This is a genomic window from Streptomyces sp. JN8 (assembly GCF_055808075.1).
In genome coordinates, this window is record NZ_CM147852.1 from 5,700,398 (window position 1) to 5,712,225 (window position 11,828).

Annotated in this window: 11 protein-coding genes; 4 read left to right on the top strand and 7 right to left on the bottom strand. The window is 73.4% G+C overall.

The genetic code is table 11. The features are described from left to right. Nucleotides 1–25: 25 nt before the first annotated feature. Nucleotides 26–919 (bottom strand): SGNH/GDSL hydrolase family protein, encoded by an 894-nt coding sequence (locus ACY0MR_RS25065; protein WP_473555472.1) that lies wholly within the window; start codon nucleotides 917–919, stop codon nucleotides 26–28. 261 nt (nucleotides 920–1,180) lie between these two features. On the opposite strand from ACY0MR_RS25065, the gene ACY0MR_RS25070 reads away from it, so the two are divergent. Then, entirely contained in the window at nucleotides 1,181–1,675 is a 495-nt protein-coding gene (locus ACY0MR_RS25070) for a DUF3145 domain-containing protein (RefSeq protein WP_361855837.1), read from the top strand. 139 nt (nucleotides 1,676–1,814) lie between these two features. On the opposite strand, the gene fabF is transcribed toward ACY0MR_RS25070, so the two are convergent. The 5 genes from fabF to ACY0MR_RS25095 form a co-directional block, all read right to left on the bottom strand. Beyond that, a complete protein-coding gene (gene fabF / locus ACY0MR_RS25075) occupies nucleotides 1,815–3,077 on the bottom strand; it encodes a beta-ketoacyl-ACP synthase II (protein ID WP_361855840.1) in 1,263 nt (420 codons plus the stop codon). Nucleotides 3,078–3,156: 79 nt separating this feature from the next. Then, nucleotides 3,157–3,405, bottom strand: coding sequence for an acyl carrier protein (locus tag ACY0MR_RS25080; RefSeq protein WP_030220891.1), 249 nt, complete (start codon nucleotides 3,403–3,405; stop codon nucleotides 3,157–3,159). Between the two features lie 56 nt (nucleotides 3,406–3,461). Then, nucleotides 3,462–4,532, bottom strand: a complete 1,071-nt coding sequence (locus ACY0MR_RS25085) for a ketoacyl-ACP synthase III (RefSeq protein ID WP_392863479.1) — start codon at nucleotides 4,530–4,532, stop codon at nucleotides 3,462–3,464. An 18-nt stretch (nucleotides 4,533–4,550) separates the two neighbouring features. Further along, nucleotides 4,551–5,468 carry an ACP S-malonyltransferase gene (locus ACY0MR_RS25090; protein ID WP_361855846.1) on the bottom strand — a complete coding sequence of 306 codons (918 nt, stop codon included), beginning with the start codon at nucleotides 5,466–5,468 and terminating at the stop codon, nucleotides 4,551–4,553. An 89-nt stretch (nucleotides 5,469–5,557) separates the two neighbouring features. Next, nucleotides 5,558–6,739, bottom strand: a complete 1,182-nt coding sequence (locus ACY0MR_RS25095) for a PucR family transcriptional regulator (RefSeq protein WP_361855849.1) — start codon at nucleotides 6,737–6,739, stop codon at nucleotides 5,558–5,560. Between the two features lie 127 nt (nucleotides 6,740–6,866). Between ACY0MR_RS25095 and ACY0MR_RS25100 the strand changes: the two genes are divergently transcribed. Continuing rightward, nucleotides 6,867–7,568, top strand: coding sequence for a pirin family protein (locus tag ACY0MR_RS25100; protein ID WP_473555477.1), 702 nt, complete (start codon nucleotides 6,867–6,869; stop codon nucleotides 7,566–7,568). Between the two features lie 19 nt (nucleotides 7,569–7,587). Here ACY0MR_RS25100 and ACY0MR_RS25105 read toward each other — a convergent pair whose 3' ends face one another. Further along, entirely contained in the window at nucleotides 7,588–8,778 is a 1,191-nt protein-coding gene (locus ACY0MR_RS25105) for a L,D-transpeptidase family protein (RefSeq protein WP_473561881.1), read from the bottom strand. 195 nt (nucleotides 8,779–8,973) lie between these two features. On the opposite strand from ACY0MR_RS25105, the gene ACY0MR_RS25110 reads away from it, so the two are divergent. Beyond that, the gene (locus ACY0MR_RS25110) at nucleotides 8,974–10,149 is read left to right on the top strand and encodes a lipid II:glycine glycyltransferase FemX (RefSeq protein WP_404080408.1); all 1,176 of its coding nucleotides are present in this window, start codon (nucleotides 8,974–8,976) and stop codon (nucleotides 10,147–10,149) included. Then, nucleotides 10,146–11,801 carry a murein biosynthesis integral membrane protein MurJ gene (murJ, locus tag ACY0MR_RS25115; protein WP_473555480.1) on the top strand — a complete coding sequence of 552 codons (1,656 nt, stop codon included), beginning with the start codon at nucleotides 10,146–10,148 and terminating at the stop codon, nucleotides 11,799–11,801. The genes ACY0MR_RS25110 and murJ overlap by 4 nt, the downstream gene beginning before the upstream one ends. Nucleotides 11,802–11,828 lie beyond the last annotated feature (27 nt).

Below are 11,828 nucleotides of genomic sequence, written 5' to 3' on the forward strand. Positions count from 1 at the left end.
GCACCTGACAGCCGCCCCGGGGTCCTCACTCCGCCGTGATCCGGCGGTACGCGAGCTCCGCGAGCCGCGCCTGTCCGTCCCGGCTCGGATGGAAGAAGTCCCAGGGGCTCAACTGCGTCCTGTCGAAACGGAATCCGAAGACCGCCCCGCCGTCGTACCGGCAGCGCTCGTCCTTCGCGCACACCTCCGACAGGACCCGGTTGTACGCCACCACCCGGTCCTGCACCTCCGCGCGCCGCCGCTCCGCCGAGGCGCCCAGGTCCGCCGCGTCCGCCAGCATCGCCCCGCAGACGCCCAGCTTCCACACCTCGAGACCCATCGGGACGATCCGCCCCGTCGACCACAGGTGCATCAGGGACGGCACGCTCGCCACGTACACCTGCGCCTTCGGCGCGCCCTTCCGCAGCCGGCCGAGCGCCGTCTCGAACTGCGTCCGGAAGTCGGCGACCGGGGTCATCAGCTCCGGCGTGGCCCGGCAGGCGTCGTTCGCGCCCATCATCACCGTGACCAGCTCGGGCCGTTCGGCGGCGGCCGCCGCCATCTGCTCCGGAAGCTCTGCCATCCGCGCCCCGGACCGCGCCAGGTTCCAGCTGCGGGCGGCGGCCTTCTCCGGGCCCAGCAGGCGCATCGCGAGGCTGTTCACGGCGGTGTCCGTGCCCGTGGCCCAGGACGACTCGGGGCAGTCCGCGAGGATCGCGCAGGCGTCGAACGCGCGGGTGACGGAGTCGCCGACGGCCGCGACGGAGGCGGGGGAGACGTCCCACAGCGGGCTCGGACTCGGGACCGGCTTCGGGGTGGTCCTCGGCGTCGCCGTCGTCCCCGGGGCCCGCGCCGCGGGCTCCCCGGCGGTGCAGCCGGCCAGCGCCCCCGCGCACAGCAGTGCCGCGACGGCGGTACGGATCCTGCGTCGGCCGCGCATCCCCGGCCCCCTCCTTCGGCGTCCTGGCGGGTGAAAGCCTCGTGCTCGCCCGCCCCCGGACCGACCGTACGTCACACCGACGACGGCGCGGCACGGTAGCTTTTCCCCCGTCGAACCAGAGGCACCTTTGCCGACCGGCTCCGGTAAATTACATCACGTCACTTCCTGTCCCCTTTTTGATGGTTTGTGACCTTTTGCTCCTGATGCTGTTTACTGAGGCCGCTGGGAAAAGGCGAACCTCGTCCCACACTGGAGGTCCCGGTGACGACACGTGGAGTCCTGTACGTTCACTCCGCACCGCGCGCGCTGTGCCCGCACGTCGAATGGGCGGTCGCGGGCGTCCTCGGTGCGAGGGTCCAGCTCGACTGGATCCGCCAGCCGGCTTCCCCCGGCACCTGGAGAGCCGAGTTCTCCTGGCAGGGCCGCACCGGCACCGCCTCGGAACTCGCCTCCGCGCTGCGCGGCTGGCAGATGCTCCGCTTCGAGGTCACCGCGGAGCCCTGCCCCACCGCCGAGGGGGAGCGCTACAGCGCCACCCCCGACCTGGGCATCTTCCACGCCGTCACCGGCCTGCACGGGGACATCCTGGTCCCCGAGGACCGGCTGAGGGCCGCGCTCGCCCGCTCCGCGCAGGGCGAGACCCAGCTGGAGGCCGAGATCGCCCGGCTGCTCGGCAAGCCCTGGGACGACGAACTGGAGCCCTTCCGCTACGCGGGCGAGGGCGCCCCCGTCCGCTGGCTCCACCAGGTCGTCTGACCCGCCGTCACGGCCCGCCGCCGGGGCCGGCGCCCGACCGCGCCCCGGTCGCCGCGGCGCGCCCCGACGAGGCCCGGGAACGCGAAGGAGGCCCGCCCCCGGTCAGGGGGCGGGCCTCCTTCGGGCCGTGCGTCGCGCGTCAGACCGTGCGGAACGCCAGCACCACGTTGTGGCCGCCGAAGCCGAACGAGTTGTTGATCGCGGCGATCGTGCCCTGCGGCAGCTCGCGGGGCTCGTCGCGGACGATGTCGGCGTCGACCTCCGGGTCCAGCTCGTCGACGTTGATCGTCGGCGGGGCCAGGCGGTGGTGGAGGGCCAGGACCGTCGCCACGGTCTCGATGCCGCCCGCGCCGCCGAGGAGGTGGCCGGTCATCGACTTCGTCGCGGAGATCGCGACGTGGTCCAGGTCGTCGCCCAGGATCTTCCGCAGCGCCTTGATCTCGGCGACGTCGCCCTGCGGCGTCGACGTGGCGTGCGCGTTGAGGTGGACGACCTCGGACGGCTTGAGGTCCGTCGCGTCGAGCAGGTTCTGCATCGCGGCGGCGATGCCCCGGCCGGTCGGCTCGGGCTGCGCGATGTGGTGGCTGTCGGCCGACAGGCCCTGGCCGAGGACCTCGCAGTAGACGCGGGCGCCACGGGCCTTCGCGTGCTCCTCGGACTCCAGGATCACCACGCCGGCGCCCTCGCCGAGCACGAAGCCGTCACGGCCGGTGTCGTAGGGGCGCGAGGCCTTCGTGGGCTCGTCGTTGCTCTTGGACATCGCCATCATGTTGGCGAAGGCGGCGATCGGCAGCGGGTGGATCGCCGCCTCGGTGCCGCCGGCGACGACCACGTCGGCACGGCCGGTACGGATCATCTCGACGGCGTAGCCGATGGCCTCGGCACCCGACGCGCAGGCGGAGACCGGAGTGTGGACGCCCGCCCGGGCGTTCACCTCCAGACCCACGTTCGCGGAGGGGCTGTTCGGCATGAGCATGGGCACGGTGTGCGGGGAGACGCGGCGGACGCCCTTCTCCTTCAGCACGTCGTACTGGTCCAGCAGAGTCGTTACGCCACCGATGCCGGAGGCGATGACCGACCCGAGCCGCTCGGGCGCGACGGACGCGTCCTCGCCGGCCGGGGCGGTGTAGCCCGCGTCGGCCCAGGCCTCGCGGGCCGCGATCAGCGCGAACTGCGCCGAGCGGTCCAGCTTGCGGGCGAGCGGGCGGGGCAGGACGTCACCGGGGTCGACGGCGGCGGTCGCGGCGATCTGCACGGGCAGTTCGGCGAAGCGCTCGCCCTCCAGGGGCCGGACGCCGGAGCGCCCCGCGAGAAGACCTTCCCAGGTCGACGCGGAGTCGCCACCCAGCGGTGTGGTTGCGCCGATACCGGTGACGACCACGGTGCGATTGGTCGAGCTCACAGGAATTCGTTCTCCATGTGTGTGATGGTCGGAATACGGCGCCACCGCCGGGTGGCGGACCGAGTCAGCGAGGGCCGAATCAGGCCTGGTGCTTCAGGATGTAGTCGGCAGCGTCGCCGACCGTCTTGAGGTTCTTGACGTCCTCGTCCGGGATCTTGACGTCGAAGCGCTCTTCGGCGGCGACGACGACCTCGACCATGGAGAGCGAGTCGACGTCCAGGTCGTCGGTGAACGACTTGCCCAGCTCGACGTCCTCGACCGGGATGCCGGCGATCTCGTTGACGATCTCGGCGAGGCCTTCGACGATCTGGTCCTGGGTGGCGGCCATGGTGGCGCTCCTTCTTGTGATTACTTGTGAAAAGGCGTCCGGGAGAACCGGAGTGCCTAGGGGAGGGTAACGACCGTGGCGGCGAAGACGAGACCCGCCCCGAAGCCGATGATGAGGGCCGTGTCGCCGCTCTTCGCCTTGCCGGTCGCCAGGAGTCGTTCCATGGCGAGCGGAATCGAGGCCGCGGACGTGTTGCCGGTGGTCTCGACGTCACGGGCGACCGTGACGTGCTCCGGCAGCTTCAGCGTCTTCACCATCGAGTCGATGATCCGCATGTTCGCCTGGTGCGGGATGAAGACGTCGAGGTCGTCCGCCGAGATCCCGGCGGCGTCCAGGGCCTGCTGGGCGACCTTCGCCATCTCGAAGACGGCCCAGCGGAAGACCGCCTGACCCTCCTGCGTGATGGCGGGGAACTTGATCTCGCCGTTGCTGTCGAGGGGCAGGTTCGAGACGTCGCCCGTGGGGGTCCCCCCTGCTCGAGCGGAGCCGAGAGCTTGGGGGAGGAACTCGTTCCACGGCACGGTCTGCTTGATGGTCTCGGACTTGTCGCCCTCGGAACCCCACACGGTGGGGCCGATGTGGGGCTCGTCCGAGGGGCCGACGACCACGGCGCCGGCGCCGTCGCCGAACAGGAAGGCCGTCGCGCGGTCCTCCAGGTCCGTCAGGTCGCTGAGCCGCTCGACACCGATGACGAGCACGTACTCGGCGGAGCCCTCGACGACCATGCCCTTGGCGAGCGTCAGGCCGTAGCCGAAGCCCGCGCAGCCGGCGGAGATGTCGAACGCGGCCGGCTTGCCGGCGCCGATCCTGTCGGCGATCTCGGTGGCGACGGCCGGGGTCTGCTTGAAGTGCGAGACCGTGGAGACGATCACGGCGCCGATCTGCTCGGGGGTGATCCCGGCGTCGGCGATGGCCTTGCCCGAGGCCTCCACCGACATGGCGGCGACGGTCTCCTCGGGAGAGGCCCAGTGACGGGTGGCGATACCGGAGCGCGAGCGGATCCACTCGTCGGACGAGTCGATCTTCTCGAGGATCACCTCGTTCGGCACGACCCGGGTGGGGCGGTAGCCGCCGACACCGAGGATCCGCGCGTACGGGGCGCCCTTGCTGGGCTTGATCTTCGACATGCTTCTCGACACTCCTTGTCAGACGGCCGCGTGCTCAGCGATGAGCGTACGGGCCGCGTCCAGGTCGTCGGGAGTCTTGAGGGCGACCGTGGCCACGCCCGGCAGGGCCCGCTTGGCGATGCCGGTCAGGGTGCCGCCGGGGCACACCTCGATCAGCGCGGTCGCGCCCAGCGCCTGGAAGGTCTCCATGCACAGGTCCCAGCGGACCGGGTTCGCGACCTGGCCGACCAGGCGGGCCACGACCTCGGCGCCGTCGGCGACGACCTGCCCGTCCTTGTTCGACACGTAGCGGGTGGCCGGGGCGGCCGGGGACAGCTCCTTCGCCGCCGCCTCCAGCTGCGCCACGGCCGGAGCCATGTGGGAGGTGTGGAAGGCGCCGGCGACCTTGAGCGCGACGACCCGGCGGACGCCCTCGGGCTTGTCCGCCTCCAGGGCGGCCAGCTGCTCCAGGGTGCCGGCGGCCACGATCTGGCCCGCGCCGTTCACGTTGGCCGGGGTCAGGCCGAGCTTCTCCAGGTGCGGGACGGTGACCTCGGGGTCGCCGCCGAGCAGCGCGGACATGCCGGTGGGGGTGATCGCGGCGGCCTCGGCCATCGCGAGCCCGCGGGTCCGGACGAGACGCAGCGCGGCGGTGTCGTCGAGGACGCCCGCGAACGCGGCCGCGGTGAACTCGCCGACGCTGTGACCGGCGACGACGCCGGGGGACACCGCGCCGAGCGCGGCGGCCGACAGCAGGCCGGCGGCGACGAGCAGGGGCTGTGCCACGGCGGTGTCACGGATCTCGTCCGCGTCGGCCTTCGTGCCGTAGTGGACGAGGTCGAGTCCGATCGCGTCCGACCAGGCCGCGATGCGGTCGGCGGCGCCGGGGAGTTCGAGCCAGGGAGTCAGGAAGCCGGGCGTCTGGGCGCCTTGGCCGGGAGCGACGAGTACGAGCACCCTCACACTCTCTCTTGCGGACGGCGTCCGGCGCCCGTGGGGACAGGGACGAAGAACCGTCGGGGGAATTGTTGGTGTTCGACAAAAGTCTAGGACTGCGGATCTCCGTCGGCCAAGCGTCCGAGAATGAGCGCGATCCGCAGCGTGAACGCCGAACGGACATCGGAGGGTGACCAGCCGGTGACGTCGGTCACACGTCGAAGCCGGTAGCGCACGGTGTTCGGGTGCACGAACAGCATGCGGGCCGCGCCTTCCAGGCTGCTGGCCTGCTCCAGATAGACACTGAGAGTTTCCAGCAGCGCCGAGCCCGCTTCCTCCAGCGGTCTGTAGATCTCCTCCACCAGCTGCTCGCGCGCCGAAGGGTCGGACGCGATGGCGCGCTCCGGCAGGAGATCGTCCGCGAGGACCGGGCGGGGCGCGTCCTGCCACGCCGAGCAGGCCTTCAGGCCCGCCGCCGCGGCCTGCGCCGAGCGCGTGGCCGCCAGCAGGTCGGGGACCACGGGGCCCGCGACGACCGGCCCCGCCGCGTACGGGCCGATCAGGGCCTTCGCCACGGCCAGGGGGTTGTCGTTGCCGCCGGCGATGACCACCAGCCGGTTGCCGAGGACCCCGGTGAGGACCTGGAGCTTGGCGTGCCGCGCCGCGCGGCGGATCGCCTCCACGGTCAGCTCGCTGTCGCCGTCGGGCGCCGTCCCGAGGATCACGCACACGTGGTCGGGGGAGTTCCAGCCCAGCGCCGCGGCGCGGGACACCGCGCCCTCGTCCGCCTCGCCCGACAGGACCGCGTTCACCACCAGCGACTCCAGGCGCGCGTCCCAGGCGCCCCGCGCCTCGGCGGCCTGCGCGTACACCTGGGCCGTCGCGAAGGCGATCTCCCGGGCGTAGACGAGGAGCGCCTCGCGGAGGGTGGACTCGTCGCCGGGGGCGGCGACCTCCTCGATCGCCGTCTCCATGACCTCGATGGTGGTCCGCACCATCTCGACGGTCTGGCGCAGGGTGATCGCGCGGGTCAGCTCGCGGGGCGCGGTGCCGAAGACGTCCGTCGAGATGGCCTGCGGGGTCTCCGGGTGCCGGAACCACTCGGTGAACGCGGCGATGCCGGCCTGCGCGACCAGGCCGATCCACGACCGGTTCTCGGGCGGCATCGCCCGGTACCACGGCAGCGTCTCGTCCATGCGGGCAATGGCGTTGGCGGCGAGCCGCCCGGAGGACTGTTCGAGGCGCTTCAGGGTCGCGGCGTGCGGGTGAGGGGCGTTCGTGGGTTCTGGCACGGGGACAAGACTGCCTTATCCGGACGGCGGCGTGCGGGGTCGGGGCGGGTTCGCCCCCGCCGGGCCCGGCGGTCCGGCCCCGGCGCAGCCCCCGGGCCCTCCGGCTCGGCGCACTACCGTAGGACCCGTGATACGCATCCAGCGCGCGGCGGAGCGGTACCCCGGGGGCGACCGGGCCGCCGGGATCGAGACCCGGCACGCCCTGTCCTTCGGCCCGCACTACGACCCCGACAACCTGCGCTTCGGCGCGCTCCTCGCCTGCAACGAGGAGCGGCTCGCGCCCGGGGCCGGCTTCGACGAGCATCCGCACAGCCACACCGAGATCGTCACCTGGGTCGTCGAGGGGGAGCTCACCCACCACGACACCGCCGGCCACACCAGCGTCGTCCGCCCCGGCGACCTCCAGCGGCTGAGCTCGGCCGGCGGGGTCCGGCACGTCGAGCGCAACGACGGCGACGTGCCGCTCGTCTTCGTGCAGATGTGGCTCGCACCGCTGTCGCCGGGCGGGGAGCCCTCGTACGAGGTGGTGCGGGGGACCGGCGCGTCCGGCGCCTACGACCTCCCGGCGGCGGACGCGCGGCTGCACGTCCGCCGGGCCGAAGCGGGCGGGACGATCCCCGTCCCGGCCGCCGACTTCGTCTACGTCCACGTCGTGCGCGGCGCGGTCGCGCTCGGCGGGGAGACCGGGGCGGACGGCGCGGGCGAGGAGCCGCTGGGGCCCGGCGACGCCGTCCGCCTCACCGGGTCCGGGGACCGCACCCTCGTCGCCACGACCGGTGCGGAGGTCCTGGTCTGGGAGATGCGGGACTGGCGCAGGGCCCTCGGCTGACCGGCCGGGGCCCGGCCCCTCAGGCCAGCGCGCTCTTCTTCCGCCACTGCTCCCAGCTCAGGTTCCACGCCCCGTAGCCGTTGCCCTCGGCGACCGTGCCCTTGGTGTCCCGGCCGGTGATCTCGAAGGGGTCGCCGACGTGCACCGCGCCGTAGAAGGAGGCGGCGTCGGCGTCGCTCATGCCGATGCAGCCGGAGCTCATGTTGGCCTTGCCGAAGTGCCGGGCGTTCCAGGGGGCCGCGTGCGCGTACATCCCCGACCAGGTCAGCCGCATCGAGTAGTCGACGTCCTTGTCGTAGGCGTCCCCGAGGCCGACCGTCTCCGAGTTCATGTTGATGGTGCCCTCCTTCGCCATCAGCACGGCCGTGCCCCGCCAGGACCGCTTGTCGCCGCCCGGGGTGCCGCCGGACACCGGGATCGTGCGGACCGTGCGGCCGTCCCTGGAGAGGGTCAGCTCGTGGCGGTCCAGGTCGACCTTCACGACCTGCGCGGCGCCGACCGTGAAGCCCGTGCGGTAGTCCCGTACGAACCAGCCGCCGCCTGAGTCCGTGCCGTTCAGGTCCGCCCGCAGGGTGACCCTCGTGCCCGGCTTCCAGTACGCCCGGGGCCGCCAGTCCGCCCGGTCGCGGCCCGAGTGGTCCTTCACCCAGCCCCAGGAGCCCTCGGTCCCGTTCGAGGTGGTCACCTTGAGCTGCCTCTCCACGTCGGCCTTCTTCGTCACCGGCAGGTCGAAGACGATCGAGAGGGGGTGGGCGATGCCGACGGTGGTGTTCTTGCCGGGGGCCAGGGTCAGCTTGTTGACCTTGCCGGCCCGGGCCGTCTCGAAGGAGGACCGGGTGGTCGACTCCTTCCCGTCGGCCGTGCGCGAGGTGACCTCCACCGTGTACCGGGTCCCCGGCGCCGCCTTGCGGTCCGAGACCCAGCGGGTGCCGCCCTCGGCCGCCCGGCCCGCGAGCGAACCGCCGTCCGCGTCCAGGACCTTCACCTCGGAGATCGTGCCGCCCGCCGCGGTCACCGTCACCGGGACGCCGGCGGCCGGCTCCACGACCGTCACCTTCGGCGGGGACGCCGACCCGTCCGCGGCGGGAGCCCCGCTCCCCCCGGGGCCGCTCGCCGCCTGCGCCGAACAGGCCGTCAGGGAGACGGCCAGCGCGACTGCCGCGAGAACGGGACGGGTTGTGCGTATGCGCAGCACGGGAGACCTCCGCAGGGGTGGTGGGAAGCGAGTGGGATGTTTCGGACTCTAGGTCGCTCCCCACCCCCCGCGGCGGCCCCGGACCCCGTATGACGGGGGCTGCGGCACAACGGTCATCGTCCGGTCACATACGACGCGCGACTCCGTCGAATTCGGCTGTGAGCCTGCTGTGCGCCCCACCACCGAGGGGCGGAACAAGGAGGCTCCGTTGTGTCAGCCCTGCTCGTGACGGCCGCACCCGCCGAGCGCCGCACCCTGCGGCTCGGCCCCGTCACCCCCGAGGTCTACCGCGCCTTCCTCGCCTCCCGCTCCGGTGCGGACGGGCCCAGCTTCCTCCAGGTCCCCGCCTGGGCGCAGGTCAAGGACGGCTGGCAGCACCGACTCGTCGGCTGGGGGCCGGAGTCCGGCGGCACGACCGGCGTGGCCCTCGTCCTCCTGCGCCCCTTCCCCGGCACCCGCAAGTACTTCGCCTACCTGCCCGAAGGACCCGTCGCCGACTGGTCCGACCCCGACATCGACGGCTGGCTCACCCCGCTGCTCGCCCACCTCCGCTCCTGCGGCGCCTTCGCCGTCCGCATCGGCCCCGGACCCGCCTACCGGCGGTGGAACGCCGCCACCGTCAAGGCCGCCGCCGGCCCCGGCCGCCGGCTCTCCGACGTCCTCGCCGACGAGGTCGACCCCCTCGGCACCGCCGTCGCGGAACGGCTCCGCGCCCGCGGCTGGCGCCGCTGCGGCGGGGAGTCGGAGGACGGCGCCGACGCCCAGCCCCGCCACGTCTTCCAGGTGCCGCTCGCCGGCCGCACCGCCGACGACCTGTGGACCGGCCTCAACCAGGAATGGCGGCGCAACGTCCGCAAGGCCCGCAAGTCCGGCGTCGAGATCACCGTCGGATCCGCCGCCGACCTCCCCGAGTTCTACCGGCTGCTCCGCATCACCGAGGAGCGCGACGGCTTCCGCCTGGGCCGCTCCCTCGCCTACTACGAGCGCCAGTACGCCGTCCTCAACGCCGAGCAGCCCGGCCGGATGAAGCTCTACCTCGCCCGCCACGAGGACGAGATCCTCGCCGCCCACACCATGGTCACCGTCGGAGGCCGGGTCTGGTACCAGACCGGCGCCTCCGCCGACCACCGCCGCGAGGTCCGGCCGTCCAACGCCCTCCAGTGGCGCATGATGCTCGACGCCCACGCCCTCGGCGCCGCCGTCTACGACCTGCGCGGGGTACCCTCCACCCTCGACCCGGGCGACCGTGCCCACGGGCTGCTCCGCTGGAAGCTCGGCACGGGAGGACAGGTCGTCGAGACGCTGGGGGAGTGGGAGACACCGATGCAGGGCACGACCAACCACGCGCTGTACCGCGCCTTCCAGGCGTACCTGGCCCGCCGATGACCGCCACGCTCACCGCCGAACAGCCCGGCAGGGAACGGGCGACGTCCCGCCCGTCCGCGCTGCGCAGCGGCGCGCTCATGGCCGCCGGCTCGCTCGTCTCCCGCGCCACCGGCTTCGTCCGCGCCTCCGTGGTCGCCGCCGCGCTCGGCGCGGCCGCCGTCGCCGACGGCTACGCGGTCGGCAACACCGTCCCCACCATCATCTACACGCTCCTCCTCGGCGGCGCCCTCAACGCGGTCTTCGTCCCCGAGCTGGTCAAGGCCGCGAAGGAGCACGAGGACGGCGGAGCCGCCTACACCGACCGGCTCCTCACCCTCTGCGTGCTCGCCCTCTCCGTCCTCACCGCCGCCGCGGTGTTCGCCGCGCCCCTGATCGTCGACACCTACACCGACTACACCGGCGCGCAGCGGGAGCTGACCCTCGCCTTCGCGCGCGCGTGCCTGCCGCAGATCCTCTTCCTCGGCCTCTTCACCCTGCTCGGGCAGGTCCTCAACGCCCGGGGCCGCTTCGGCGCCATGATGTGGACCCCGGTCCTCAACAACGTGGTCGTCGTCGCCGTCTTCACCCTCTTCCTCGTCGTCTCCGACGGCGGCGCGCTCACCCCCGGCGAGACCGCCCTGCTCGGCTGGGGCACCACCGCCGGCATCGTGCTGCAAGCCCTCGCCCTCGTGCCCTCGCTGCGCGCCGCCCGCTTCCGCTGGCGGCCCCGCTTCGACTGGCGCGGCAGCGGCCTCGCCGCACCGCTGCGCTCGGCCGGCTGGCTCGTCCTGCTCGTCCTCACCAACCAGGGGGCGTACTGGGTGACCACCCTGCTCGCCACCTCGGCGGGCGGCACGGTCAGCGGCGGCGGCCTCGCCGCGTACAACAACGCCTACCTCCTGTGGTCCGTCCCGCACGGCATCATCACGGTCTCCCTCGTCACCGCGCTGCTGCCCCGGATGAGCGCCGCGGCCGCCGACGGCGACCTCGCGGGAGTCCGCCGGGACGTCTCGTACGCCCTGCGGACCAGCCAGGCGGCCGTCGTCCCGGCGGCCTGCGCCCTCCTCGCGCTCGCCGTCCCGCTGCTGACGGCCGTCTTCCGGTACGGGGCGACCACCGGCGACGACGTCCGCGCGATGTCCTGGATCCTGATGGCCTTCGCCCCCGGCCTCGTCGCCCTCTCCGGGCAGTACGTGTGCAACCGCGCCTTCTACGCCCTGCGCGACACCCGCACCCCGTTCCTGCTGAACCTGGTGATCGCCGGGCTCAACGCGGGGCTGTCGTTCGCCGCCTTCCAGTACCTGCCCACCCGCTGGGCCGTCGCCGGCATGGCCGCCGGGTACTCGCTCGCCCTCTGGGCCGGCTGGGCCCTCACGGCCTCCGCGCTGCGCAGGAGGCTCAGGGGGAGCGGCCCGGCGCCCGGCGCCCCGGCCTCCGGCGGTTCCGCCGGGGCCCTGGTGCGGCTGCTGGCCGCCGCCGTGCCCGCCGCCGGCTACGGACTCCTCGTCACCGACCTCACCGGGCCCGCCGGGGCCGTGCCCTCCGGGGCGGCCGGCGCGCTGACCGTCCTCACCGTCTTCGCCGTCCTCGCCAAGCCCCTGCGGCTCACCGAGCTCCAGGCCCTCATCGGGTCCGGCGGCGGCCGGCTGCGCGGCCTCGCCCACCGCCGCTGAGCACACCCCCTCCGGCCGGAGGGGCCC